25 protein-coding genes are annotated in these 23,006 nt (G+C 64.7%); 12 read left to right on the top strand and 13 right to left on the bottom strand.

Going from position 1 to position 23,006, the window contains the following annotated elements:
* Nucleotides 1–38 precede the first annotated feature (38 nt).
* Genes HGB41_RS19095 through HGB41_RS19080 form a run of 4 tightly spaced genes read left to right on the top strand, consistent with a single transcriptional unit; the run spans nucleotide 39 to nucleotide 4,315 of the window.
* Nucleotides 39–1,097 (top strand): aminoglycoside phosphotransferase family protein, encoded by a 1,059-nt coding sequence (locus HGB41_RS19095; RefSeq protein WP_171087431.1) that lies wholly within the window; start codon nucleotides 39–41, stop codon nucleotides 1,095–1,097.
* A gap of 10 nt (nucleotides 1,098–1,107) precedes the next feature.
* Nucleotides 1,108–1,830: an N-acetylmuramate alpha-1-phosphate uridylyltransferase MurU gene (murU, locus tag HGB41_RS19090; protein ID WP_171087429.1), complete on the top strand. Its 723-nt coding sequence runs from the start codon at nucleotides 1,108–1,110 to the stop codon at nucleotides 1,828–1,830.
* Complete coding sequence (pepP, locus tag HGB41_RS19085; protein ID WP_171087427.1) at nucleotides 1,827–3,173, top strand: Xaa-Pro aminopeptidase; 1,347 nt, start codon at nucleotides 1,827–1,829, stop codon at nucleotides 3,171–3,173. Before murU ends, pepP begins: the two co-directional genes overlap by 4 nt.
* Nucleotides 3,170–4,315, top strand: a complete 1,146-nt coding sequence (locus HGB41_RS19080; protein ID WP_171087425.1) for an FAD-dependent monooxygenase — start codon at nucleotides 3,170–3,172, stop codon at nucleotides 4,313–4,315. The genes pepP and HGB41_RS19080 overlap by 4 nt, the downstream gene beginning before the upstream one ends.
* Nucleotides 4,316–4,585: 270 nt before the next feature.
* On the opposite strand, the gene HGB41_RS19075 is transcribed toward HGB41_RS19080, so the two are convergent.
* The 4 genes from HGB41_RS19075 to HGB41_RS19060 all read right to left on the bottom strand — a co-directional run bounded on the left by HGB41_RS19075 (nucleotide 4,586) and on the right by HGB41_RS19060 (nucleotide 7,904).
* Nucleotides 4,586–4,810, bottom strand: a complete 225-nt coding sequence (locus HGB41_RS19075) for a DUF7661 family protein (RefSeq protein ID WP_171087423.1) — start codon at nucleotides 4,808–4,810, stop codon at nucleotides 4,586–4,588.
* A 168-nt stretch (nucleotides 4,811–4,978) separates the two neighbouring features.
* Nucleotides 4,979–6,436: an NAD(P)(+) transhydrogenase (Re/Si-specific) subunit beta gene (locus HGB41_RS19070; RefSeq protein ID WP_171087421.1), complete on the bottom strand. Its 1,458-nt coding sequence runs from the start codon at nucleotides 6,434–6,436 to the stop codon at nucleotides 4,979–4,981.
* Complete coding sequence (locus HGB41_RS19065) at nucleotides 6,433–6,762, bottom strand: NAD(P) transhydrogenase subunit alpha part 2 (protein WP_171087419.1); 330 nt, start codon at nucleotides 6,760–6,762, stop codon at nucleotides 6,433–6,435. The genes HGB41_RS19070 and HGB41_RS19065 overlap by 4 nt, the downstream gene beginning before the upstream one ends.
* 29 nt (nucleotides 6,763–6,791) lie before the next feature.
* Complete coding sequence (locus HGB41_RS19060) at nucleotides 6,792–7,904, bottom strand: Re/Si-specific NAD(P)(+) transhydrogenase subunit alpha (protein WP_171087418.1); 1,113 nt, start codon at nucleotides 7,902–7,904, stop codon at nucleotides 6,792–6,794.
* Nucleotides 7,905–8,154: 250 nt separating this feature from the next.
* Here HGB41_RS19060 and HGB41_RS19055 point away from each other — a divergent pair, with 250 nt between their 5' ends.
* Nucleotides 8,155–8,637, top strand: coding sequence for an NUDIX hydrolase (locus HGB41_RS19055; protein ID WP_171087416.1), 483 nt, complete (start codon nucleotides 8,155–8,157; stop codon nucleotides 8,635–8,637).
* Between the two features lie 16 nt (nucleotides 8,638–8,653).
* On the top strand, nucleotides 8,654–9,769 hold the full coding sequence (gene mnmA / locus HGB41_RS19050; protein ID WP_171087414.1) for a tRNA 2-thiouridine(34) synthase MnmA: 1,116 nt from the start codon (nucleotides 8,654–8,656) through the stop codon (nucleotides 9,767–9,769).
* Nucleotides 9,770–9,954: 185 nt separating this feature from the next.
* On the opposite strand, the gene HGB41_RS19045 is transcribed toward mnmA, so the two are convergent.
* The gene (locus HGB41_RS19045) at nucleotides 9,955–11,721 is read right to left on the bottom strand and encodes a putative bifunctional diguanylate cyclase/phosphodiesterase (protein WP_171087412.1); all 1,767 of its coding nucleotides are present in this window, start codon (nucleotides 11,719–11,721) and stop codon (nucleotides 9,955–9,957) included.
* 171 nt (nucleotides 11,722–11,892) lie between these two features.
* Here HGB41_RS19045 and HGB41_RS19040 point away from each other — a divergent pair, with 171 nt between their 5' ends.
* Nucleotides 11,893–12,609, top strand: coding sequence for a GAF domain-containing protein (locus HGB41_RS19040; protein WP_171087410.1), 717 nt, complete (start codon nucleotides 11,893–11,895; stop codon nucleotides 12,607–12,609).
* A gap of 33 nt (nucleotides 12,610–12,642) precedes the next feature.
* Here the strand turns inward: HGB41_RS19040 and HGB41_RS19035 are convergent, their stop codons facing one another.
* The 3 genes from HGB41_RS19035 to HGB41_RS19025 form a co-directional block, all read right to left on the bottom strand.
* On the bottom strand, nucleotides 12,643–13,041 hold the full coding sequence (locus HGB41_RS19035) for an ANTAR domain-containing response regulator (RefSeq protein WP_171087404.1): 399 nt from the start codon (nucleotides 13,039–13,041) through the stop codon (nucleotides 12,643–12,645).
* 20 nt (nucleotides 13,042–13,061) lie between these two features.
* Nucleotides 13,062–13,847, bottom strand: a complete 786-nt coding sequence (locus HGB41_RS19030) for a 5'-3' exonuclease (RefSeq protein ID WP_171087403.1) — start codon at nucleotides 13,845–13,847, stop codon at nucleotides 13,062–13,064.
* Nucleotides 13,848–13,937: 90 nt separating this feature from the next.
* A complete protein-coding gene (locus tag HGB41_RS19025) occupies nucleotides 13,938–14,609 on the bottom strand; it encodes a glutathione S-transferase (RefSeq protein ID WP_171087402.1) in 672 nt (223 codons plus the stop codon).
* A 95-nt stretch (nucleotides 14,610–14,704) separates the two neighbouring features.
* Between HGB41_RS19025 and HGB41_RS19020 the strand changes: the two genes are divergently transcribed.
* Entirely contained in the window at nucleotides 14,705–15,592 is an 888-nt protein-coding gene (locus tag HGB41_RS19020) for a DUF72 domain-containing protein (RefSeq protein WP_171087399.1), read from the top strand.
* A gap of 41 nt (nucleotides 15,593–15,633) precedes the next feature.
* Complete coding sequence (locus HGB41_RS19015; protein ID WP_171087396.1) at nucleotides 15,634–16,029, top strand: COG4315 family predicted lipoprotein; 396 nt, start codon at nucleotides 15,634–15,636, stop codon at nucleotides 16,027–16,029.
* A 15-nt stretch (nucleotides 16,030–16,044) separates the two neighbouring features.
* Here HGB41_RS19015 and HGB41_RS19010 read toward each other — a convergent pair whose 3' ends face one another.
* The 3 genes from HGB41_RS19010 to HGB41_RS19000 are packed head-to-tail and all read right to left on the bottom strand — an operon-like array spanning nucleotide 16,045 to nucleotide 18,454.
* Nucleotides 16,045–16,308, bottom strand: coding sequence for a DUF6587 family protein (locus HGB41_RS19010; RefSeq protein ID WP_171087394.1), 264 nt, complete (start codon nucleotides 16,306–16,308; stop codon nucleotides 16,045–16,047).
* A 3-nt stretch (nucleotides 16,309–16,311) separates the two neighbouring features.
* The gene (gene feoB / locus HGB41_RS19005; protein WP_171087392.1) at nucleotides 16,312–18,192 is read right to left on the bottom strand and encodes a ferrous iron transporter B; all 1,881 of its coding nucleotides are present in this window, start codon (nucleotides 18,190–18,192) and stop codon (nucleotides 16,312–16,314) included.
* Between the two features lie 4 nt (nucleotides 18,193–18,196).
* Nucleotides 18,197–18,454 carry a FeoA family protein gene (locus tag HGB41_RS19000; RefSeq protein ID WP_171087391.1) on the bottom strand — a complete coding sequence of 86 codons (258 nt, stop codon included), beginning with the start codon at nucleotides 18,452–18,454 and terminating at the stop codon, nucleotides 18,197–18,199.
* A gap of 254 nt (nucleotides 18,455–18,708) precedes the next feature.
* On the opposite strand from HGB41_RS19000, the gene HGB41_RS18995 reads away from it, so the two are divergent.
* Both HGB41_RS18995 and bfr read left to right on the top strand, forming a co-directional pair.
* On the top strand, nucleotides 18,709–18,918 hold the full coding sequence (locus HGB41_RS18995; RefSeq protein WP_171087390.1) for a (2Fe-2S)-binding protein: 210 nt from the start codon (nucleotides 18,709–18,711) through the stop codon (nucleotides 18,916–18,918).
* A 270-nt stretch (nucleotides 18,919–19,188) separates the two neighbouring features.
* Nucleotides 19,189–19,659 (top strand): bacterioferritin, encoded by a 471-nt coding sequence (gene bfr, locus HGB41_RS18990; protein WP_171087388.1) that lies wholly within the window; start codon nucleotides 19,189–19,191, stop codon nucleotides 19,657–19,659.
* Nucleotides 19,660–19,740: 81 nt separating this feature from the next.
* Here bfr and HGB41_RS18985 read toward each other — a convergent pair whose 3' ends face one another.
* On the bottom strand, nucleotides 19,741–20,679 hold the full coding sequence (locus tag HGB41_RS18985; protein ID WP_171087386.1) for a PfkB family carbohydrate kinase: 939 nt from the start codon (nucleotides 20,677–20,679) through the stop codon (nucleotides 19,741–19,743).
* Nucleotides 20,676–21,290 carry a glutathione S-transferase C-terminal domain-containing protein gene (locus tag HGB41_RS18980; RefSeq protein ID WP_171087385.1) on the bottom strand — a complete coding sequence of 205 codons (615 nt, stop codon included), beginning with the start codon at nucleotides 21,288–21,290 and terminating at the stop codon, nucleotides 20,676–20,678. The genes HGB41_RS18985 and HGB41_RS18980 overlap by 4 nt, the downstream gene beginning before the upstream one ends.
* A gap of 168 nt (nucleotides 21,291–21,458) precedes the next feature.
* Between HGB41_RS18980 and purB the strand changes: the two genes are divergently transcribed.
* Complete coding sequence (purB, locus tag HGB41_RS18975; RefSeq protein ID WP_171087382.1) at nucleotides 21,459–22,850, top strand: adenylosuccinate lyase; 1,392 nt, start codon at nucleotides 21,459–21,461, stop codon at nucleotides 22,848–22,850.
* The last annotated feature ends 156 nt before the right edge of the window (nucleotides 22,851–23,006 follow it).

Raw genomic sequence — 23,006 nt, 5'->3', positions numbered from 1 at the left:
GGAATTACCTCAACCAACCGGATTCACCAGGCCGCTTCATGTCTTCTTTGTATCAAAATTCCTCCACTTCCGCCGACAAAGACGCGCGCCTGCAAGGGCTGACCGAATGGCTGGCCTCGACCGGCCTGGTGGAAGTCGGAACCGGCCGCCCGGCGTCTTCGGATGCCAGCTTCCGCCGCTACTTCCGCTACGACGTCGTGCCGGCCATGCAGGACAAGCTGGGCGCGACCCTGGTTGCCATGGATGCACCGCCCGAGCGCGAGAACGTGCCGGCCTTCCTGCACGTGCAGAACCTCTTGATGGAAGCCGGCGTCACGGTGCCGGCGATCGTCGCGCAGAAGGTCGAGAGCGGCTACCTGCTGCTGTCCGACCTCGGCGTGACCACCTACCTGCAGCGCCTGACCGTCGATAACGCGCCCTTCATGTACTCAAGCGCCGTCGACGCGCTGCTGAAATTCCAGCTGGCCAGCCAGCCGGGCAAGCTGCCGGAATTCGACCGCGCCTTCGTGCTGCGCGAGATGAACCTGTTCCCGGAGTGGTACATCGGGCGCCACCTGAACCTGACCCTCGACGAAAAGCAGCAGGCGCAGCTCGACAAGGTATTCGAGGCGATCACCGCCAACGTACTGGCGCAGCAGCAGGTCTACATGCATCGCGATTTCCATTCGCGTAACCTGATGTGGCTCGAGCACGGCAATCCGGGCGTGCTGGATTTCCAGGACGCCGTCTACGGCCCGGTCACCTACGACCTGGCCTCGCTCCTGCGCGACGCCTACATCCAGTGGGACGAAGACATGGTGCTGGACTGGGTGGTGCGCTACTGGCAGAGCGCCAAGCTGGCGGGCCTGCCGGTCAATCCGGACATCGACGCCTTCTACCGCGACTTCGAATTCATGGCCCTGCAGCGCCACCTGAAAATCCTCGGCATCTTCTGCCGCCTGAACTACCGCGACAGCAAGCCAATCTACATGGGCGACCTGCCGACCGTGATGGATTACGTGCGCAAGACCGCCAATCGCTACACCGAACTCAAGCCCCTGATCCGCCTCCTCGACGTGCTCGAGGACAAGGCGCCGGCGGTCGGCTACACCTTCTGACGGAGCGCCCATGAAAGCCATGATTTTCGCCGCCGGCCGCGGCGAGCGCATGCGGCCGCTGACGGACGCCTGCCCCAAGCCCCTGCTGAAGGTCCGCGGGCGCCCGATGATCACCTACCACGTGCTCAATCTCGTGCGTGCCGGGATCACCGACATCGTCATCAACCACTCGCACCTCGGCCACATGATCGAGGAAGAGCTGGGCGACGGCAGCAAGTACGGCGCGCGCATCCAGTATTCGCACGAGCCGGCCCCGCTGGAAACCGCGGGCGGCATCGTGAATGCCCTGCACCTGCTGGGCGACGAACCCTTCCTGGCGGTGTCGGGCGATATCTACGCGCCTTATTTCGACTTCTCGCAGGTACTCGACGTCCTGAAGGACAAGGACATGGTGGGCGTGCCGATCCCGGTCGACCAGCGCGACATCGCCTGGCTGTGGCTGACGCCGAACCCGTGGCATAACCCGCAGGGCGACTTCGCGCTCGACATGTACACGCTCCGGAACGACGGGCCGGAAAAGTGGAATTTCGCCGGCATCGGCGTCTACCGTCCCGAGATGTTCGAGGGGATCACCGCGGGCGACTTCGTCAAGTTCGGCCCCCTGATGCGCAAGTTCATCGACCAGGGCCGCGTGGGCGGGGAGCTGTACAACGGCCTGTGGGTCAATGTCGGCACCGCCGGCCAGCTGGAAGAACTGAACGCGCCGCTGGGGTCGCTGAAAACAGGCTCATGACGGGCGGCGCCCTTCGGTACGCGGAGCGTCGCGCGCGGCTGCTGGAACGCATGCAGCCGGGCGCAGTCGCAGTGCTGGCCACTGCGCCGGAAATCGTGCGCAATGGCGACAGCGAGTATCCCTACCGGCACGACAGCTATTTCTATTACCTGAGCGGTTTTGCCGAACCCGAAAGCGCGCTGGTGCTGGTCGCTGCCAGCGGCGAGACGCCTGCGCGTTCGGTGCTGTTCTGCAGGGAGAAAAATCCCGAGCGCGAGATCTGGGACGGCTACCGCCATGGTCCCGAGGCGGCGCGCACGGAGTTTGGTTTCGACGGGGCGCATCCCATCGACGATCTCGATGCGCAGATGGGCAAGCTGCTGGCGAATGCGCCGGCGCTCTACTACGCACTGGGCCACAGCGCCGCGCTCGACGCGCAAGTGAGCAGCTGGCTGCAGGCGGTGCGCGCGCAAGGCCGCAGCGGCATCACGGCGCCCGCCACCCTCCACCACCTGCTGGGCATCCTCGACGAAATGCGCTTGCTGAAGGACGAGGGCGAGATCGCCCTGATGGCGCGCGCAGCAAGCATTGCCGGCGGCGCGCATGCGCGGGCGATGCGCTTTACCCGCGCAGGCAGGTTCGAATACGAAATCGAGGCCGAGCTGCTGCACGAATTCCGGCGCCACGGCGCCCAGTTCCCGGCCTATACCCCGATCGTCGCTTCGGGTGTCAACGCCTGCGTCCTGCACTACAACCAGAATAACCGGCAGTGCCGCGAGGGTGAGCTGGTGCTGGTCGATGCCGGCTGCGAATTCGACGGCTATGCATCGGACATCACCCGTACCTGGCCGGTGGATGGGCGCTTCAGTGCGCCGCAGAAGGCCTTGTACGAGCTGGTGCTGCAGGCGCAGCATGCGGCGCTGGCGGCCATCGTCCCCGGCCGGCCTTACAGCGACGTCCATGAGGCGGCGGTGCAGGTGCTCACGGCCGGCATGCTCGACCTGGGCCTTCTCGACAAGGCGAAATACGGCTCGGCGGACGATGCGATTGCCGACAAGGCCTACCAGCAGTTCTACATGCACGGCACCGGCCACTGGCTGGGCATGGACGTACACGATGTCGGTCCCTACCGCGACGTGACCTTGGGCACACGGCCCTCGCGCCCTTTGCTCGCGGGGATGGCGCTGACGGTGGAACCGGGCATCTACGTGCGTCCGGCGGAAGGCGTGCCGGAGCAGTTCTGGAACATCGGCATCCGGATCGAGGACGATGTGATCGTGACCGATGGCGGCTGCCGCGTGCTGTCCGGTTCGGCGCCGAAAACGGTGGCCGAGATTGAAGCGCTGATGCGGGAGCACCCATGAACGAACGGATCGATGTCGATGTAGCGATTTGCGGCGCCGGCCCGGTGGGCCTGGCGCTGGCCGCCTTCCAGGTCCGGCGTGGCGTGGCGGGCAACCGGATCGCCCTGATCGACGGCAAATCGCTGGGCCAGGCCATCACCGACCCGCGTTCGATCGCGCTGTCCTGGGGCAGCGTGCAGCTGCTCGAAGAAGTGCGCGCCTGGCCGCTGCCGGCCACGCCGATCCACGAGATCCACGTCTCGCGCCGCGGCCAGCTGGGTCGCAGCCTGATCGACCGCGCCGAGCACAAGCTGCCCGCGCTGGGCTATGTGGCGCGCTACGGCGACGTGGTGGACGCGCTCGCGCGCGCCTGCCAGCGTGCCGGCGTGACGACGTTGCGCCCGGCGCGCGTGGAAGCACTCGACGAAGAGGCGAGCGGTGTGGTACTGCGCCTGGATGACGGCCGTTCGGTGGCTGCACAGGTGGCGGTGCAAGCCGAGGGCGGCGTGTTCGGCCAGCAGGAAAGCAAGGCGCAGCAGCGCGACTACGAACAGACCGCGCTCATTGCGCGCGTCAGCGTGAGCGACCCTATTGAATACCGCGCCTTCGAGCGCTTCACCGACGAAGGTCCGCTGGCGCTGCTGCCGCAGGATGGCGGCGACGGCCACGGCTATGCGCTGGTGTGGTGCATGCGCCCCGGGCGTGCGACGGACATCCAGCTGCTCGACGATGCCGGCTTCCTCGCCCAGCTCGGCGAGGCTTTCGGTGGCCGCCTCGGCCGCTTCACCGCGACTTCTGCGCGCGTCGCCTTCCCCCTCGGCCTGAACGCCGAAGCCCGCGCCAGCGCGCGCACGGTCGCCATCGGCAACGCCGCCCAGACCCTGCATCCGGTGGCCGGCCAGGGCCTGAACCTCGGCCTGCGCGACGCCGCAGTGCTGGCACGCCAGCTCGCCCGCGGCGCCGGCCCCGATGCGATCACGGCTTTCATGGACCAGCGCCACCCCGACCGCCGCCTGACGATCAGCCTGACCGACACGATGGCCCGCGCCTTCACCGGCACCGGCCCGCTGCAACCCCTGCTCGGCCTCTCCCTCGCCGCCCTCGACATCGTCAAACCCGCCCGCCTCCTGCTCGCCGACCTGATGATGTTCGGCCGCCGCTAACCCCTAATTAGGGTCAGAGTTGAATTGTTTGCCAAGATCCTGCGATCATCTGGCTCGTGGTTATTTACATTAGCCTCCACCAATTGATCTGAAGACCGTACTCAATAATTCGACTCTGACCCTAATTTTGTGTGCCACCAACGGCGCACCAAATAATTAGGGTCAGAGTCGAATTATTCGCCAAGAACCTACGATCAACTGACCCAACGCCATGTTTGTTGGCCTCACGATGGATCGGCAGATCAATTGGCAAATAATTCGACTCTGACCCTAGTTAGAGTTCAGGCGGAGGACGGTGGGGCGCTGGGGTGTGGCGTCTTCGTGGAACAGGTCGGCGAGGTATTCGGCCAGGCCATCCTCGGGAATGTCGGCGGGGATGATGAAGTCGGCTGGCCTGCGGGTGCCATTGGTTCCGGGATAGAACGCTTGCCATGCTCCTGATATACCGGTGACGGCGACCACTTTGCCAAACACGTTGAAACGCAGCTCGTTCATCGTTTCCCTCAGCCAGCATCAAGCCAAAATAAATAGGGTCAGAGTCGAATTATTTGCCAAGAACCTTCGATCAGCTGATGGCGTGCCATGTTTCGTGGCCGGCCGACAGATCGGCGAATCAATTGGTAAATAATTTAACTCTGACCCTAATTAGCAGTTCAAAAAGCCTTATTCGACGGCTTTCACCATGGATTCGATGACCTTCTTGGCGTCGCCGAAGACCATCATCGTGTTTGGCTGGTAGAACAGCTCGTTGTCGAGGCCGGCGTAGCCGGAGGCCATCGAGCGCTTGTTGACGATGATGCTTTTCGCCTTGTACGCCTCGAGGATCGGCATGCCGGCGATGGCCGATTTCGGGTCTTTTGCCGCGGGGTTCACCACGTCGTTCGCGCCCAGCACCAGCACCACGTCGGTCTGGCCGAATTCGCCGTTGATGTCTTCCATCTCGACCACCTGGTCGTAGGGCACCTCGGCTTCGGCCAGCAGCACGTTCATGTGGCCGGGCATGCGGCCCGCCACCGGGTGGATCGCGTAGCGCACTTGCACGCCGTGCGCGGTCAGCTTGTCGACCAGTTCCTTGACCGAGTGCTGGGCGCGGGCCACCGCCAGGCCATAGCCCGGGACGATGATCACCGACTCGGCGTTCTGCAGGATGAAGGCGGCGTCGTCGGCCGAGCCGGATTTCACCGGCTTCTGCTCTTTGGTTCCGCCGTCGTCCACCACCGCTTCGCCGCCGAATCCGCCCAGCAGCACATTGAAGAAGGAACGGTTCATCGCCTTGCACATGATGTACGAGAGGATCGCGCCGCTCGAGCCGACCAGCGAGCCGGCGATGATCAGCATCGAGTTATTCAGCGAGAAGCCGATGCCGGCGGCCGCCCAGCCTGAGTAGGAGTTCAGCATCGACACCACCACCGGCATGTCGGCGCCGCCGATCGGGATGATGATCAGCACGCCGAGGATGAAGGCTAGAGCCGCCATGATGATGAACGGGGTCCAGGCCGGCTCCACGCCGTCGGCGAAGCAGAACATCAGGCCCAGCGCGACGAGCGCGACCGCCAGCACCAGGTTGAGGATGTGCTGGCCCGCGAAGCGCACCGGCGCGCCCTGGAACAGGCGGAATTTGTATTTGCCCGACAGCTTGCCGAAGGCGATCACCGAACCGGAGAAAGTCACCGCACCGACAAAAGTACCGATGAACAGCTCGAGCCGGTTCCCGAACGGCAGTGGGGTGCTGCGGGTGGCGATGTTGAAGGCCCAGGGTTCGGACACCGCGGCAATGGCGATGCACACCGCCGCCAGGCCGATCAGCGAGTGCATGGCCGCGACCAGTTCCGGCATCTTGGTCATTTCGACCTTCTTGGCCGCGACCGCGCCGATCGCGCCGCCGACCACCACGCCCAGGATCACCAGCGGGAAGCCCATGCCGCGGCCGGTGGCGAGTTCGGCCTGCAGCTTGAAGATCAGGGCGACGGTGGTGACCACGGCGATCGCCATGCCGGCCATGCCAAAGCTGTTACCCAGGCGCGCAGTCGATGGCGAAGACAGGCCCTTGAGTGCCTGGATGAAGCAGACCGAAGCCACCAGGTAGAGCAGCGTAACCAGGTTCATGCTGATGAAGTTCATGCCTGCTCTCCCGACGCGGCAGGCTTGGCGACTGCCTTCGGTTCCTTCTTCTTGAACATCTCCAGCATGCGGCGGGTGACCATGAAGCCGCCGAAGACGTTCACCGCGGCCAGCGCCACGGCCAAGGTGCCGGCGACCTGCCCGGTGAGTCCTTCGGTGAGGCCGGCGGCCAGCATGGCGCCGACGATGATGATCGCCGAGATTGCGTTGGTCACCGCCATCAGCGGCGTATGCAGCGCGGGGGTGACGTTCCAGACCACGTGGTAGCCGACGTAGATGGCCAGCACGAAGATGATCAGGTTGATGATGGTGTGGCTGATTTCCATGCTTCGCTCCTAGAATCTGTCCCTGAAACTCAGGTCCGCAACACTGCGCCGTCCGCACACACCAGCGTGGCCCGCACGATCTCGTCCTCGCGGTCGATGATGAATTTGTCGTCCTTGTCGATGACGAGCTTGAGGAAGTCGAGCACGTTGCGCGCATACAGGGCCGAGGCGTCGGCCGCCACGAGGGCTGCCAGGTTCGGCTCGCCGATGATGTGCACGCCGTGCTTGATGACCGTGCGGCCCAGTTCCGTCAGCGGGCAGTTGCCGCCCTGCTCGACCGCCATGTCGACGATCACCGAACCGGGCTTCATCGCCTGCACCGTCTCTTCCGCAATCAGGACCGGCGCCTTGCGGCCCGGGATCAGGGCGGTGGTGATGATGATGTCGGCCAGCTTGGCGCGCTCGTGCACGAGTTCGGCCTGGCGCCGCATCCAGTCCGCCGGCATCGAACGTGCGTAGCCACCGGATCCTTTGGCGATCTCGCGCTCTTCGTCGGTCAGGAAGGGCACGTCGATGAACTTGGCGCCGAGCGACTCCACCTGCTCTTTTACCGGCGGGCGCACGTCGGACGCTTCGATCACGGCGCCCAGGCGCTTGGCGGTGGCGATCGCCTGCAGGCCCGCCACGCCAACGCCCATGATCAGGACGCGCGCGGCCTTGACCGTGCCGGCCGCGGTCATCAGCATCGGCATGAAGCGTCCGTAGGTGTTCGCGGCCAGCATCACGGCCTTGTAGCCGGCGATGTTGGCTTGCGAGGACAGCACGTCCATCGACTGCGCGCGCGAGATGCGCGGCGCGGCTTCCAGCGCGAAGGCGGTCAGGCCGGAACTGGCCATGGCCGCGAGATTCTCGGTATCGAAGGGATTGAGCATGCCGACCAGGACGGTCCCGGCCCGCATCTGTGCGCGTTCCGCGCTGTCCGGGCTACGCACCTTGAGCACCATGTCGGCGCCCAGCGCGGTGGCTGCGTCGACGATGGTGGCCCCGGCGGCTTCATAGGCCGCATCGGGTATCGATGCCTTGATGCCGGCCCCCGCCCCCACCAGTACCTGGTGGCGCGCGGCCAGCTTCTTGACGGTTTCGGGAGTTGCAGCGACGCGGGTCTCGCCCGGCCGTATCTCGGCCGGTATGCCAATTCTCATGAATCCCTCCGTTCAGTGGACCATTCTTTCCAACAATCTATCATGTAATGACGAGAATTGCTTAATAACAAATACCAAAAAAGCTAATCGTCGATTGTGTCGGAGATGGCGGCCCCCGGCCAGACGACCCATCCGATGTTTGCAGAAGATCAAGGCCATTTAACGACAGGCAAGCGCACCGTAGGTAGCATGGTTGAGCAGAGGGAGCTTGTGTCAAGGTAAAATGTCGGCTCATTTTTCGAGGACGCGCATGACCGATATCTTCAAACCATCCGTGACCGTCGCCGCCATCATCGAGCGCGATGGCCGTTTTCTCCTGATCGAGGAAGAAACGAGCGAAGGCGTGAAGCTGAACCAGCCGGCAGGCCACCTCGATCCGAACGAGTCGCTCGAGCAGGCGGTGGTGCGCGAAGCACTGGAAGAAACCGCGCATGAGTTCATCCCGACCGGCCTGGTCGGCATGTACATGTCGCGCTACCATTCGAAGTCGCGCGGTACCGACATCACCTACCTGCGCTTCACCTTCTGCGGCGACGCGGGCCGAGAATTCAACCAGCCGCTGGACGACGGCATCCTGCGCACCCTGTGGATGACGCGCGACGAAATCGCCGCCACGGTCGAACAGCACCGCAGCCCGATCGTGCTGCAGTGCGTGGACGACTACCTGGCCGGCCGCCGCATACCGCTGGCCCTGCTGTATACCCATCCTTCGGTGTTCGAGGGTGGAATCTAATCAAGACGGAAACAAGATGAGCAAGAAAAAGGTCGTCATCGGGATGTCGGGCGGCGTCGACTCCTCGGTCGCGGCGTGGATGCTGAAGGAGCAGGGCTACGAGGTCATCGGCCTGTTCATGAAGAACTGGGAAGACGACGACGATTCGGAATACTGCTCGACGCGCCAGGACTGGATCGACGCGGCCAGCGTGGCCGACGTGGTCGGCGTCGACATCGAAGCGGTAAATTTCGCGGCCGAGTACAAGGACCGCGTGTTCGCCGACTTCCTGCGCGAATACCAGGCCGGCCGCACGCCGAACCCGGACGTGCTGTGCAACGCCGAGATCAAGTTCAAGGCCTTCCTCGACCATGCGATGAAGCTGGGCGCCGACCTGATCGCGACCGGCCACTATGCGCGCGTGCGCGAGAACGACGGCCGCTTCGAGTTACTCAAAGCATTCGACCACACCAAGGACCAGAGCTACTTCTTGCACCGCCTGAACCAGGCGCAGCTCTCGAAATCGCTGTTCCCGCTGGGCGAAATCCCGAAGACCGAGGTGCGCAAGATCGCCGAGCGCCTGCAGCTGCCGAACGCGCAGAAGAAGGATTCGACCGGCATCTGCTTCATCGGCGAGCGTCCGTTCCGGGAATTCCTGAACCGCTACCTTTCGCACAAGCCGGGCCCGATGAAGCTCGATGACGGCACCGTCGTGGGCGAGCATATCGGCCTGTCCTTCTACACGCTCGGCCAGCGCAAGGGTATCGGCATCGGCGGCCTGAAGTCGCACAAGAACGCGGATGGCACGGGCGAGCCGTGGTTTGTGGCGCGCAAGGACATCGCGACCAATACGCTTTACATCGTGCAGGGGCATGACCATCCATGGCTGCTGTCCGGCAGGCTCGAAGCCGGCCAGGCCAGCTGGATCGCAGGCGAAGCACCGCCCCCGCGCGCGCTGTCGGCCAAGACGCGCTATCGGCAGGCGGACGTGGCCTGCACGGTGCTGGCTGATGGGCTGGATCGCTTTGCGCTGGATTTCACGGAGCCGCAGTGGGCGGTGACGCCGGGGCAGTCGGCCGTGCTGTATGACGGCGACGTGTGTTTGGGTGGTGGGATCATCGATGCCAGTTTCATCGGCGCCAAGAGCACCTGATTACCGTAGGGTGGGCGGGGTAATTTCGGGCAATGCCCGGAATTACGAACGCCCACGCGTTCAAATCACTAACGAACTGACGCGCCGGTTTTCATGCGCCGGTTGAACGCGCGGGGTAACTCGGGCTAAATGCCCGGGTTACAAGCCGCCCACGCTACGAAAGCCACAACCGTATCCGCACATGATTACGCTGCGCACTGCGCCAGCCACTCCGCCAACAAGGCCGGCACCATCGGCCGCGCATAGTAATACCCCTGCGCCTCGTCACAGCCCGCCTCGCGCAGCAACTGCGCCACCCCTGAGGTTTCCACGCCTTCCGCCACTACCCGGTGGCCGAGGTCGTGCGACAGCTTGATCATCGTCGTCACCAGCGCCCGCGTGCGCTCGTCGTTCTCCATGCCGCGCACAAAAGACTGGTCGATCTTGACCACGTCGGCCGGCATGTCCTGCAGGTAGGCCAGGCTGCTGTAGCCGGTGCCGAAATCGTCGATGGCGATGTTCACGCCGGCCTGCGCCAGCCGCTCCATGGTGTCGTGCGCCGCCTTCGGTTTGCGCATCAGCGCACTTTCGGTCAGCTCCAGCGCCAGGCAGGCCGCCGGCAGCGCATGGCGCGCCAGGCCCTCCAGCACGCGCTCGCAAAAATCCGGTTCTTCCAGGTTCACCGCCGACACGTTGACCGCCACCTGCAACGCCACCCCGGCCGCATGCCAGGCGACGAGCTGGCGCATCGCCGCTTCCAGCACCCATTCGGTGGTGGCGCGCGCCAGCGAGGTGCTTTCGATGATGGGCACGAATTCGCCCGGCGGGATCATCCCGGCCTCGGGATGGTTCCAGCGCAGCAGGGCTTCGACGCCGGTGCAGCTGCCGTCCTTCAATGACATCTTCGGCTGGAACGCCAGGTGCAGTTCGTCCGGGCGTTCGAGCGCGCGGCCAAGTTCACCGATCAGCCAGAAGCGGCGGCGATACAGGGCATCCTGCTCGGCCGAATACACGCGCAGCCCGGATTCGGACTCGCGCGCGTCGTGGGCGGCGCTGTGCAGGTTGCGCAGCACGTCGAGCGGCGCGTCCTGGCCGACGGCGAAACGCACCAGGCCCACCGTGGCGCTGGTCAGGAAGCCGGCCTGGCCGTTGGGCGCGCGCTCGCCCAGCCAGGCCAGCAGCGTGCCGCTGAAGCGCACCAGGGACGCTCCGAGCGGCGCGAAGAAAGCGAACTGGGTCGTGCCTACGTGGTAGACCTTGCCCTCGCCGGCGAGGCGGCGCAAGGCCGGCACCGCCGTGCGCACGACCTCGTCGAGCCAGGCGCTGCCCATCACGCGCATGGCGTCGCTGAGCTGCTCCGGGCTGGCCAGGCTCACCAGCGCAGCCAGCTGGGGCTCGCCCTCGGCCGCCACGATGCGCAGGTCGAGCATGTCGCTGGCGAACTGGTTCCGGTTAGGCAGGCCGCTGAGCGGATCGATCCGTCCCAGCGCATGCTGCAGCTCGACCTGCGCCATCACCATCGCGGCCAGATCGGTGAGGGTGGTGCGCTCAGCCTCGGTCACCGCGCGCGGCTCGGTCCCAAGCACGCACATCGCGCCCAGGCAGTGGCCGGCCTTGGTCGTCAGGGGCGCGCCAAGATAGAAGCGAATGCCGCTTTCGGCCAGCGGGCTGTCGCGGAAGCAGGCGTCTTCGAGCAGGTCGGGCACGGCCAGCAAGGTGCCGCTTTCCGCGACCGCGGCGCAGGGCGCCTTCAGGCGCGGGATCGCATTGTGCTCCACTCCCACCTTGGACTTGAACCACTGGCGGTCGACGTCGGTCAGCGACACGGCGGCGATCGGCAGCTGGAACAGCTGCGCCGCCATGCGGGTGATGCGGTCGAAGGCTTCGCTGGGCGCGGTATCGAGCAGCTCCAGCTGGTGCAAGGCATCGAGTCGGCTCGCTTCGCGTGATTCCGGGTCGTGCAATGAATTCATGAGGGCCTGGATGCGCACCAAGGTGCAATGATTTGACGAAAGTGACGATTATACGCAGGCTCCCGGCGTGCCGTACTGCAGACCCTCCAGCAAACAGCGGGTCAAATACGCATTTTCGTCAAATTATGTTGCAAATCAGGTAGAATCATTCCACTCACATTGATGCCGCCCATGATCACGCCTAACGACGACCCGATCCTCACGACACGCGCAGCGGCGAAGCTGCTTGGCATCGCGGTTAGTACGACCCAGCTCTGGATGGAGAGCGGCGCCCTGCCCACCTGGAAAACGCCCGGCGGCCATCGGCGCGTGCGCCTGAGCAGCGTACGGCATTTGCTCAGCCGGCAAGGCGATGGGGGGAGCGCCCGCGCATCGGAATTCACGCCCTATGGCAGCCCGTCGGATCCGGAGCGGCCGGACGAAGCGGAACGGCTGGCGGCGCTGGCTGGTTCAGGACTGATGGACACGCCGCCCGAGGAAGTCTTCGACCGCCTGGCGCGGCTGGCGGCGCAGCTCACGGGTTGCCCGATCGCGCTCGTGACCCTGCTGGGTGCGCAGCGCCAGTGGTTCAAGGCCCGCGTCGGGATCGACCTGACCGAAACGCCACGCGACTGGGCCTTTTGCAGCCATGCGCTGGCGGCAGGTGGCAGCTTCGTGGTGGGCGATGCGGCGAACGATCCACGCTTTGCCGGCAATCCGCTGGTGACGGGCGAACCGCATGTGCGCTTCTATGCCGGGGTGCCGCTGGCCGATGCCGCAGGTCGCCAGCTCGGCACCCTGTGCGTGTTCGACCGCGAACCGCGCCGCCTGCGCGAGCGCGAACTGCGCGCGCTGCACGAACTGGCCGCGATCGCGTCCGAGGAAATCGCGCGCCGCAGCCGGGCCTAGCGGCCGCCGCGCAAGCCCTCGTTCAGACTCCGCTCAGTTTCCATTTCCCGGCGCGCCCTGCTGCTTCTTCACGAGCGCGATCACGGTATTGCGGATCGTCTTGAGCACGGTGTCGGCCTTGAAGGGCTTGACCACGAAGCCATGCACGCCGCGTGCGGCCGCGCCCTGGATGGCAGGCGCGTCGAGGGTCCCCGACACCATGAAGATCATCGCCTTCGGCAGGTGGACCCGCAATTCCTCGACCACCTGGCTGCCGTCTTCGACCTGTTCGCGCGCGATGCAGACGATCTGCGGGCGGTGCTTCATTGCCAGCGTATAGCCGAGCAGGCCGGTATGCGTCTGCGCGACCACCTCGTAGCCGCCGTCCGTCAGCACGGTATTGAGCAGCCCGCGCGAGATTGCGCTGCCGTCCACGATCAATGCCTTGAGCATCGCATCTTCCCTTTTATCTTTCAGTGTGACTCATAGGCCAGCATGTTCCAGGTCACGCCCAGGCGCACATCTCGCTTGAGCTCGACCAGCTGGCGCGAGACCTGGAGTATCTCACGCTCGGCGCGCAGCCTTTCGCCCAGTGGCGTCTTGAGGATGCCGGCGCCGGCCACCACCGCTTCCAGGCTGCCGTAGGCATTGAGCAGGCGCGCCGCGGTCTTCATGCCGATCTTGGAGACGCCCGGCACGCCGTCGGTCGGGTCGCCCATCAGCGCCAGCAGGTCGTGCAGCAGTTCCGGCGCCACGCCAAAGCGCTGGCGCACCCAGGCGTCGTCATGCCATTCGTTCTTGAAGTGGTCCCACACCAGGGCGCCGTGCGCAACCAGCACATGCAGGTCTTTATCGGTGGTGGCGACGATGGCTTCGCCGCGGCCTTCCTGCAGCCAGCGCATCACGCCGGTGGCGATCACGTCGTCGGCCTCGACCTCGGGCAGCATCAGGACATGCAGCCCGGCCTGGCGCAGGCGCTCGTGGAATTCCGGCAGTGCCTCGCGCAGGTAGCCCGGCATCGGCGCGCGGTTCTCGCGGTAGCGCGGGTACAGCGCATGGCGCCAGGTAGTGCCGCCGTGGTCGAAGGCGGCCAGTACGTGGGTCGGCGCATGCGTCTCGAGCAGGATGCGGAAGGACGAAAACGCGTGGCGCAGCGCGATGCTGGCCTTCAGGTCGGAGTCCGGCTCGGGACTGGCTTCGTAGACGCGGCGGACGATGTTCAGGCCATCGATCGCCAGCAGCTTTCCCTGTGTGCTCATGGGTGGAATGGGGACGGTAGGTTCGGGGTAGTGCGCGCGCCGCCATGATAAACCCCGCGGCCCGCTTCGGAAAGCGGGCCGATGCCCGGCCTACTTGACCAGGTCGTATTTGCCGCCGCGTTCGATCGCCTGGGCATAGGCGGGACGGGCGTGGATCTTCTGCAGGAAAGCCTCCAGCTTCGGGTACTGGCTGCCGAGGCCACCGCGCGAGGCGGCCGCCTCCAGCGGAAAACTCATCTGGATGTCGGCGGCGCTGAATTCGCTGCCGGCGAACCACGGCGATTTGCCCAGTTCACTCTCGAGGTAATCGAGCTGGCTGCGGATGTTCGGCATGATGAAGCTGTCCTTGACCTTGCGGGCGATGCCGCGCGCGATCGGTTTGGCGAAGAAAGGCATCGGGCCGCTTTCGATGCGGTCGAACACCAGTTTCATGAGCAGCGGCGACATGGCCGTGCCTTCGGCGAAGTGCAGGAAATAGGTGTAGCGCAGGCGCTCCGGCGAGCCGGCGGCCGGCAGCAGGCGCCCGTTGCCGTAGCGCTCCAGCAGGTATTCGATGATGGCGCCCGATTCGGCCACGGTGGCCTCGCCATCGGTGATCACCGGCGACTTGCCGAGCGGGTGGACGGCTTTCAGTTCGGCCGGCGCCAGCATGGTCTTCGGGTCGCGCTGGTAGCGCTTGATCTCGTATTCCAGCCCAAGCTCTTCGAGCAGCCACAGGATGCGCTGCGAGCGCGAATTGTTCAGGTGATGGACGACGATCATGGGCACTTTCGATAAGGTTCGACAGGCCTGCAGCTTATCACGCAGCCTGCCGGGTTGTGCGCCTGCCAACAGGCGAGCCGGTGTATCGTCGGCGCATGAGCGGATCGGCTTACATCGGCATCTCCGGCTGGCGTTACGTGCCCTGGCGCGGCGTGTTCTATCCACCGGGGCTGGTCCAGCACCGCGAGCTGGAATACGCGGCAAACCAGTTGCCGACCATCGAGATCAACGGCTCGTTCTATTCGCTGCAGCGACCCGAAAGCTATGCGGCATGGTATGCCGCCACACCGCCCGGCTTCGTGTTTGCCGTGAAGGGCAACCGCTTCCTGACCCACATGCTCAAGCTCAAGGAGATCGACGCCCCACTGGCCAATGTGCTGGCCTCGGGCGTGTTCGAACTGCGCGAGAAGCTCGGTCCCTTCCTGTGGCAGTTCCCGCCGATGGTGAAATTCGACCCGGAGCGTTTCGAGCATTTCCTGTCGATCCTGCCGCAGGATACCAATGCCGCGCTCGAACGCGCCCTTCTCCATCAGCCCCGCATGGAGGGCAAGGTCTCGCTCGATGCGGGACCCAAGCGCCCGATGCGGCATGCGGTGGAAATCCGCCACGAGAGCTTCATGGACCCGGCCTTCATCGCCCTGCTGCGCAAGTACAAGGTGGCGATGGTGGTGGCCGACACCGCGGGCAAGTGGCCGCTGTGCGAAGACCTGACCGCGGACTTTGTTTACATCCGCCTGCATGGCGACAAGGAGCTGTATGCCAGCGGCTACGAAGACGCGTCGATCGATGCCTGGGCCAGGCGCATGCATGCCTGGCGCCGCGGCGGGCAGCCGATCGACGCGCGCCTGGTCTCCGGCAAGGCGCCGCCGCGCAGGCAGGGACGCGATGTCTACTGCTACTTCGATAACGACATCAAGGTGCATGCGCCCTTCGACGCACGCCGGCTCATCGCGGCGGTCGACGCACTGGACGAGCAGGAATAGAATGGTAGTCCACCCATGCAGTAACCGACCAGGAGGCTGTTATGCAATTGCTTCGCGTCAGTACCGCTCTTACCGCCCTGCTACTTTCCACCACCGTTCTTGCCGCCGATGCCCCGCCCGCCAGCTCCCCGTTGAAATCGGCGCATGGGGTCCTGGTGAATTCTTCGGGCATGACCGTCTACACCTATGACAAGGATGCCGCCGGCAGCGGCAAGAGCAGCTGCGTCGAGACCTGCGCCCGCAACTGGCCGCCGGTGACGGCCGGCAGCGCCGCGCTGGCCGAACCGTGGTCGGTCGTCACGCGCGAAGACGGCAGCAAGCAGCTCGCCCACAAGGGCAAGCCGCTGTATACGTTCATCAAGGATAAGAAAGAAGGCGACAAGACCGGCGACGGTGTCGGCGGCGCCTGGCACGTGGTTACCGACCCCGCGCGCTAAGGAACTCGGGGCGCGCTAGCGGCGCTCGTGGATCTTGATGACCCGGTCCCTGCCCGTCTCGGTGTCGGGGGCCGGCTCGGGCGTCTCGCAGCTGCCACAGCTGCCGCAGCCGCTGCCGCAGCTGGCCGAGGTGTCCAGCCAGGCCACCAGTTTCGACTCGCGCCCGCCTTTCGACAGGCGGTGCACCAGCGCGCGGCGCCAGCTCTCGGGCAGGTATTTGGCGCCGGCGTACAGGGCTGCCAGCGCAACGATGATCCCGACGACCAGCTCCTGCCACATGGCTTACGCTCCCGTGAAGTACAGCGTGGTGCGGTAGACGATGAAGGCCGCCACATAGGCCAGGCCGAACATGTAGCCGGCCATGATCCAGGCGTAGCGGCGGCTGCCGGTCTCGCGCGCCACGGTCGCCAGGGTCGGCAGGCAATGCGGCGCATACACATACCAGGCCAGCAGCGACAGGCCGGTGGCCAGCGACCACGATTGCGCGATCATCGGCGCGAGGGTGTTGCCGACTTCGTCGCCGCCCGACAGCGCATACACGGTGCCCAGCGCGCCGACCGCCACTTCGCGCGCGGCCATGCCCGGCACCAGGGCGATGGCGATCTCCCAGCCGAAGCCGATCGGGGCCAGCACCACGGCCAGCGCGCGGCCGATCATGCCGGCCACGCTGTAGTAGATGGCCGGATGGGTCGCGCCTTCCGGTGCGCCCGGGAAGCTCGACAGCAGCCAGAGCAGGATCATCATGGTCAGGATCAGGGTGCCGACCCGCTTCAGGAAGATCTTGGCACGCTCCCACAGTCCGGAAGCCAGCGCGCCCGGCTGCGGCCAGTGGTAGGCCGGCAGTTCGAGCATCAGCGCCTGCTGTTTATAGCTGCTCCTGCGCTTCATGAACCAGGCCACCGCCATCGCACTCAGGATGCCGGCCATGTACAGCACGAACAGCACCACGCCCTGCAGGTTGAGGGAGCCGGCCACGGTGCGGTCCGGGATGAAGGCCGCGATCAGCAGCGCATACACCGGCAGGCGCGCCGAGCAGGTCATCAGCGGCGCGATCATGATCGTCACCAGGCGGTCGCGCGGGTTCTGGATCGTGCGCGCGGCCATCACGCCGGGGATCGCGCAGGCGAAGGACGACAGCAGCGGCAGGAAGGCGCGGCCGGACAGGCCCACGCTGCCCATGATGCGATCTAACAGGAAAGCCGCGCGCGGCAGGTAGCCGACGTCTTCGAGCAGGAGGATGAAGAAGAACAGGATCAGGATCTGCGGCAGGAACACCAGCACGCTGCCGACGCCGGCGATGATGCCGTCGACGATCAGGCTGCGCAGCGGCCCCTCGCCCAGCCAGGAGCCGACCAGTTCGCCCAGGCCGCCGACGCCCGCCTCGATCAGGTCCATCGGCATGCCGGCCCAGCTGAACACTGCCTGGAAGATCAGGAACATCAGCGCGGCCAGGATCACGGGCCCAAACACCGGGTGCAGCACCACGTTGTCGATCTTCTCGGTCAGGTTGCCGCTGTCGCCGGAGGTAGACACGGCCAGGTCCAGGATGCGGCGCACTTCGCGCTGGGTTTCCTCGACCGGCACTTCGTCGATCGCCGACAGCGGCTTGGCCTTGACGGTGTCGCCGAACTGCATGCGGTCGAGTTCAGCCAGCAAGGCCTGCTCGCCGCCGGCGTGGATGGCGACGGTTTCGACCACCGGCATGCCAAGTGCAGAGGACAGGGTCGCGGTATCGATAACGATGCCGCGCTTTTTGGCGACATCGACCATGTTCAGGGCCAGCACCATCGGCAGGCCGAGGCGGCGCAATTCGAGCACCAGGCGCAGGTTCAGGCGCAGGTTGGTGGCGTTGACCACGCACAGGATGGCATCCAGAGGGGCTTCGCCGGCGCGCAGGCCGGCCACGACGTCGCGCGTGATGCCTTCGTCCGGGGTCTGGGCGTTCAGGCTGTAGGCGCCCGGCAGGTCGAGCACGCGGAAAGCCCGGCCCGCGGGCGAGGTGAAGCTGCCTTCCTTGCGTTCGATGGTGACGCCGGCGTAGTTCGCGACCTTCTGGCGCGAGCCGGTAAGACGGTTGAAGAGCGCAGTTTTGCCGCAGTTCGGATTGCCGAGCAGCGCGATCAGGGGCGTACGCGACGCCACCTGCTGTTCCATGACACCCATGCGTTTATTCCGGCTTGATCGACACGAGGGCGGCTTCGAAACGGCGCAGCGCGAAGGTCGACTCGCCGACCTTGACGGCCAGCGGGCCCCCCATGACGCGCTTGAGCACGCGGATACGCTCGCCGGGAACAAAACCGAGTTCCATCAGGCGGCGCTGGACGTCGCTGCCGTCCTCCTGCCTGGTCGGCGCCAGGTGGATCACGGTGGCGCTCTGGCCGGCCGGGAGGGCGTCGAGCGTGGTGAGGGAAGATGCAAGAGTCATGGTCGCGTCCGAGGTATGGGTACAACATGTAGCGCTGATGAGACAACTATGTGCATCATAAACCTAAATGCGAATTATTTCTATTTGCGGTTTGATCACAGCTTTTAAATACCTCAGCGAACCCACAAAAATCAGTTGCAAACGCGGCCGAGTTTCGAGAGAATAGAACACGAATGAGATTGATTCTCATTTAAATAGCAAATCGCCAACTGAGCACCAAATAGCTACCACGCTAGTTCCAAGGAAACGAAACGATGATCGTCTGTGTCTGCAACAACATCTCCGACCGTGAAATCCGCCAGGCCATCGACCTCGGCATCTCGTCAGTGGCCGAGCTGTACCGCGAACTGGGCGTGGGCACGGTGTGCGGCACCTGCGTCAGCTATGCGCGCGAAGTGCTGAACGAGCACCTGGACAGCAAGACCACGATCACCGAAGTTCGCCGCGTGCCGCAAGCGGCCTGAGTCGAGCACCTGTTCCTCCGGGCCCCGCCATGCAGCGGGGCTTTTTTTCGTCCCTGCGAGACCGGAGCGGCAGGACGGCTGCCCTCCTTGCAGGTAGTGAGAAGCATTCTGGAAGTGGAGTGAGAACGGTTTTTATTCCGGCCGATTTCCGGCCTTTTTCCAGCATCTACCGGGCTTTTTTCAGCTTTTTACGCGCAACTGGTCCCATGTCTGGCTGGCTTGTTTGATATCATGGAGCGCATCCACATACAACATTAGCAAAGGCACCACATGAAAGGCGACCCGAACGTTCTCCGTCTGCTCAATGCGCAGCTGACCAACGAACTTACTGCGATCAACCAGTACTTCCTGCATGCCCGCATGTACCGCCACTGGGGTTTCAGCCGCCTGGCGAAGAAGGAATACGACGAATCGATCGGCGAGATGAAGCATGCCGACAAGCTGATCGACCGCATCCTGATGCTCGACGGCCTGCCGAACCTGCAGGCGCTGCACAAGCTGCTGATCGGTGAGTCGACCCAGGAAATGCTCGAATGCGACCTGAAGCTCGAGCGCGCGGCCCATGTGACAGTCAAGGAAGGCATCGCGGCTGCCGAAGCGGCGGCCGATTACGTTACCCGCGATTTGTTCCTGATGATCCTCGAGGACACCGAAGAGCATATCGAGTGGCTGGAGACCCAGCTCGACCTGATCGTGAAGGTGGGGATTCAGAATTATTTGCAGAGCCAGATTGGCGAATAAGCAAACCGTATCGGTACTACTGAAGAACTTGGAGTGAACAATGCCACTGGCATTGTTCCGCCCAAGTTTGCTAGCAGCTAGCTAGCGCCACTTCATCATCCACTGGTCATAAAACCCCAGGTCCCGCGGCACCGCGCCCGGAACCGCGCAGATCGCGCCCGCGAACTCGTTGGCCCGCGCCAGCGCGAGCTCCAGCGGCCATTCCCGCATCCTCCCCAGCAAGAAAATCGCCGAGAACGCATCCCCTGCCCCGACCGTGTCGATCACGAAGGGCGGCGCCGGATTATCGCGGTTCATGACCACGCTGCCGTCCGCACCGAAATACACCGAGCCGCGGTGTCCGAGCGTGACGATCAGGCCGTCGAGCGAGAATATCTTCAGCAGCGCGCCGCAGGAGGCGTGCACTTCTTCCGCCGACAGCGCAGGGGCATCCGCCTCCATCTGGAAATACCAGCCGAACAGCGACTGCAGCTCTTCCTCGTTGACCTTGACGATGTTGGCCGCCTGCAGCGAGCGCGTGACGCAGCGTTCGTCGTACTGGCCCTCGCGCAGGTTCAGGTCGAGGTAGCGCAGCGCGCCGGTCGCCTCGAGCAGCGCATGCAGGGTGGTGCGCGAACGCTCGTTGCGCTGGGCCAGCGTGCCGAAGTAGATGATGCCGCGCTCGCTGCCTTCGACGCTTTGCACTGCCGCCAGCGCCTGCTCGCGGTCGATGAAATCGTAAGCCTGGCTGGGCAGGATCGTGAAGCGGTGGCCACGCGGGCCACGCTCGACCAGAACGCGGCCGGTTTCTTCGATGGCGTCGAGCTGCAGCCCGGCCTCGCTCATGGCGAAGCGTTCGAACTCCGCGCGCACGGCCTGGCCCGGGCTGTCGTTGCCGATGCGGGTGACCATCAGCTGCGGCGCCATGAAGGCGGCCAGATGGCGCGCCACGTTGAAAGGCGCGCCGCCGACGACCTGCTCGGTGGTGAAATCGTCGACCAGCGCTTCGCCGAAGACGACGGTGGTGGCGGGCGCGCTCACGCGACGAAGGGAACGGTGTCGCGGAACGACGCGCGTTCGGACAGTTTATCGGACAAGCGCGCCAGGTTGGGGTAGTCGGTGCGCCAGGCGATGTCGGGGAAGCGGAAGGCGAGCCAGCCCAGCGCGCAGCCGGCCGCGACGTCGGCCAGCGTGTAATGCGTGCCCACGCAGTAACTTGAATCGCCCAGCCGGGCGGACATCTCGCGCAGGCCGGCATGCACCTTGCCCAGCTGGCGTTCGATCCACTTGGCGCTCTGCTGTTCCGGCGGGCGTTCGCGCCGCTCCAGGAAAACCAGGATGGCGGCATCGAGCACGCCATCGGCCAGCGCTTCCCACACCTTGACCTCGGTGCGTTCGCGGCCGCTTGGCGGCAGCAGCTTGCACACGGGCGAAACGGTGTCGAGGTATTCGGCGATCACGCGCGAATCGTAGAGCGTGCTGCCGTCTTCCATCACCAGGCAGGGGATCTTGCCGAGCGGGTTGACCTGCTGGATCGTGGTCTCCGGGACCCAGACGTTTTCCTGCTCGAAGCTGAAATCGAGCTTCTTCTCCGCCAGCACGACGCGGACCTTGCGCACATAGGGACTGGTGGTTGAACCGATGAGTTTCATAAATGCCCGGGGTAGGAGAATAGATGCAAGTATAGCATCGCCATGTTGTGCCGAAACGGTGCCCGGCCGCCTTCCATGGCGCCCATCCGCAGGCCGCGATCGGGCCGGCGGCGCGGCTCCGGGGCGCGGCCGGTGGTAAAATCCGCGTTTTTGCACGGACCGCCCGCCATGACCTTTACCGTCCCCTCATCTGCCCAGTCGGCTACCCTGTCGGCCCTGTCCCCGCTGGATGGCCGCTACGCGTCGAAAACCGACAAGCTGCGCCCGATCCTGTCCGAAGCGGGCTTCATGCACCACCGCGTGAAGGTCGAGATCGCATGGCTGCAGGCGCTGTCGCAGGCGGGCTTCGCCGAGATCAAGCCGTTCTCGCCTGAAGCGAACGCCCACCTCGAGCGCATGGCAGCCAGCTTTGGCGATGCCCAGGCCGCCCGCATCAAGGAGATCGAGGCGGTCACCAACCACGACGTCAAGGCGGTGGAATACTGGCTCAAGGAGCAGGTCAAGGATGTGCCGGAACTGGTGGCGGCGAGCGAATTCATCCACTTCGGCTGCACCTCGGAAGACATCAACAATACCTCGCATGGCATGATGCTCAAGGCCGCGCGCGATGGCGTGCTGCTGCCGTCGCTGCAGGCGATCATCGCCAAGCTGACCGAGATCGCGCACACCAATGCATCGCTGCCGATGCTGTCTCGCACCCACGGCCAGACCGCCAGCCCGACGACCCTCGGCAAGGAATTCGCCAACGTGGTCGCGCGCCTGCAGCGTGCCATCAAGCGCATCGAAAGCGTGGAAATTCTCGGCAAGATGAACGGCGCAGTGGGTAACTACAATGCGAGCCTAGCGGCCTATCCCGGCTTCGACTGGGCGGCGTTTTCGAAGGAAGTGATCGAGCAGCGTTTGGGGCTGGTGTTCAATCCGTACACCATCCAGATCGAGCCGCACGACTACATGGCCGAGATGTTCGACGCCATCGCGCGCGCCAACACCATCCTGCTCGACCTGAACCGCGACATCTGGACCTACGTCTCGCTGGGCTATTTCAAGCAGAAGCTGCGCGCCGGCGAAATCGGTTCGTCGACCATGCCGCACAAGGTCAACCCGATCGACTTCGAAAATTCGGAGGGCAACCTGGGCCTGGCCAATGCGGTGCTGCGCCACATGGCCGAGAAGCTGCCGGTCTCGCGCATGCAGCGCGATCTCACCGATTCGACGGTGCTGCGCAATATCGGCGTGGGTTTCGGCTACACGCTGCTGGCCTACGACAGCTGCCTGCGCGGCCTGAACAAGCTGGAAGTGAACGCGGCGCGCCTGGAAGCCGACCTGGATGCGAACTGGGAAGTGCTGGCCGAGCCGGTGCAGACCGTGATGCGCCGCTACGGCATCGAGAACCCGTACGAGCAACTGAAGGAACTCACGCGCGGCAAGGGCATTACGCGTGACGCGCTGCAGGAGTTCATTGGGAAGCTGGCGATTCCGCAGGAGGCGAAGGACTTGCTGCTGCAGATGACGCCGGCGAACTATATCGGCTTGGCTGCGGAACTGGCGAAAGCCATTTAAGGTAAGGCTGGAATAGCCGCACATCGTAGGGTGTGTAACAGCAAAGTAGAAATGTCCGCTTTTAGCAAAGTTAAAATGTCCGTTTTCCAAAAGTCACACTCGCTTTTGAGCGGATGCTTTCTTCGCTGCCGTGGTGCCCTGCGTGATGATGGCGGC

The organism is Telluria aromaticivorans (assembly GCF_013003915.1).
GTDB lineage: Bacteria > Pseudomonadota > Gammaproteobacteria > Burkholderiales > Burkholderiaceae_D > Telluria > Telluria aromaticivorans.
Note: the sequence above shows the minus strand (reverse complement) of the source record. Positions and strands in the feature narration are given on the sequence as shown.

Excerpts from the sequence above, each read along its gene's own strand:
- HGB41_RS19095 (WP_171087431.1), top strand. The coding sequence starts at position 39 with ATGTCTTCTTTGTATCAAAATTCCTCCACTTCCGCCGACAAAGACGCG.
- murU (WP_171087429.1), top strand. The coding sequence starts at position 1,108 with ATGAAAGCCATGATTTTCGCCGCCGGCCGCGGCGAGCGCATGCGGCCG.
- pepP (WP_171087427.1), top strand. The coding sequence starts at position 1,827 with ATGACGGGCGGCGCCCTTCGGTACGCGGAGCGTCGCGCGCGGCTGCTG.
- HGB41_RS19080 (WP_171087425.1), top strand. The coding sequence starts at position 3,170 with ATGAACGAACGGATCGATGTCGATGTAGCGATTTGCGGCGCCGGCCCG.
- HGB41_RS19075 (WP_171087423.1), bottom strand. The coding sequence starts at position 4,810 with ATGAACGAGCTGCGTTTCAACGTGTTTGGCAAAGTGGTCGCCGTCACC.
- HGB41_RS19070 (WP_171087421.1), bottom strand. The coding sequence starts at position 6,436 with ATGAACTTCATCAGCATGAACCTGGTTACGCTGCTCTACCTGGTGGCT.
- HGB41_RS19065 (WP_171087419.1), bottom strand. The coding sequence starts at position 6,762 with ATGGAAATCAGCCACACCATCATCAACCTGATCATCTTCGTGCTGGCC.
- HGB41_RS19060 (WP_171087418.1), bottom strand. The coding sequence starts at position 7,904 with ATGAGAATTGGCATACCGGCCGAGATACGGCCGGGCGAGACCCGCGTC.
- HGB41_RS19055 (WP_171087416.1), top strand. The coding sequence starts at position 8,155 with ATGACCGATATCTTCAAACCATCCGTGACCGTCGCCGCCATCATCGAG.
- mnmA (WP_171087414.1), top strand. The coding sequence starts at position 8,654 with ATGAGCAAGAAAAAGGTCGTCATCGGGATGTCGGGCGGCGTCGACTCC.
- HGB41_RS19045 (WP_171087412.1), bottom strand. The coding sequence starts at position 11,721 with ATGAATTCATTGCACGACCCGGAATCACGCGAAGCGAGCCGACTCGAT.
- HGB41_RS19040 (WP_171087410.1), top strand. The coding sequence starts at position 11,893 with ATGATCACGCCTAACGACGACCCGATCCTCACGACACGCGCAGCGGCG.
- HGB41_RS19035 (WP_171087404.1), bottom strand. The coding sequence starts at position 13,041 with ATGCTCAAGGCATTGATCGTGGACGGCAGCGCAATCTCGCGCGGGCTG.
- HGB41_RS19030 (WP_171087403.1), bottom strand. The coding sequence starts at position 13,847 with ATGAGCACACAGGGAAAGCTGCTGGCGATCGATGGCCTGAACATCGTC.
- HGB41_RS19025 (WP_171087402.1), bottom strand. The coding sequence starts at position 14,609 with ATGATCGTCGTCCATCACCTGAACAATTCGCGCTCGCAGCGCATCCTG.
- HGB41_RS19020 (WP_171087399.1), top strand. The coding sequence starts at position 14,705 with ATGAGCGGATCGGCTTACATCGGCATCTCCGGCTGGCGTTACGTGCCC.
- HGB41_RS19015 (WP_171087396.1), top strand. The coding sequence starts at position 15,634 with ATGCAATTGCTTCGCGTCAGTACCGCTCTTACCGCCCTGCTACTTTCC.
- HGB41_RS19010 (WP_171087394.1), bottom strand. The coding sequence starts at position 16,308 with ATGTGGCAGGAGCTGGTCGTCGGGATCATCGTTGCGCTGGCAGCCCTG.
- feoB (WP_171087392.1), bottom strand. The coding sequence starts at position 18,192 with ATGGGTGTCATGGAACAGCAGGTGGCGTCGCGTACGCCCCTGATCGCG.
- HGB41_RS19000 (WP_171087391.1), bottom strand. The coding sequence starts at position 18,454 with ATGACTCTTGCATCTTCCCTCACCACGCTCGACGCCCTCCCGGCCGGC.
- HGB41_RS18995 (WP_171087390.1), top strand. The coding sequence starts at position 18,709 with ATGATCGTCTGTGTCTGCAACAACATCTCCGACCGTGAAATCCGCCAG.
- bfr (WP_171087388.1), top strand. The coding sequence starts at position 19,189 with ATGAAAGGCGACCCGAACGTTCTCCGTCTGCTCAATGCGCAGCTGACC.
- HGB41_RS18980 (WP_171087385.1), bottom strand. The coding sequence starts at position 21,290 with ATGAAACTCATCGGTTCAACCACCAGTCCCTATGTGCGCAAGGTCCGC.
- purB (WP_171087382.1), top strand. The coding sequence starts at position 21,459 with ATGACCTTTACCGTCCCCTCATCTGCCCAGTCGGCTACCCTGTCGGCC.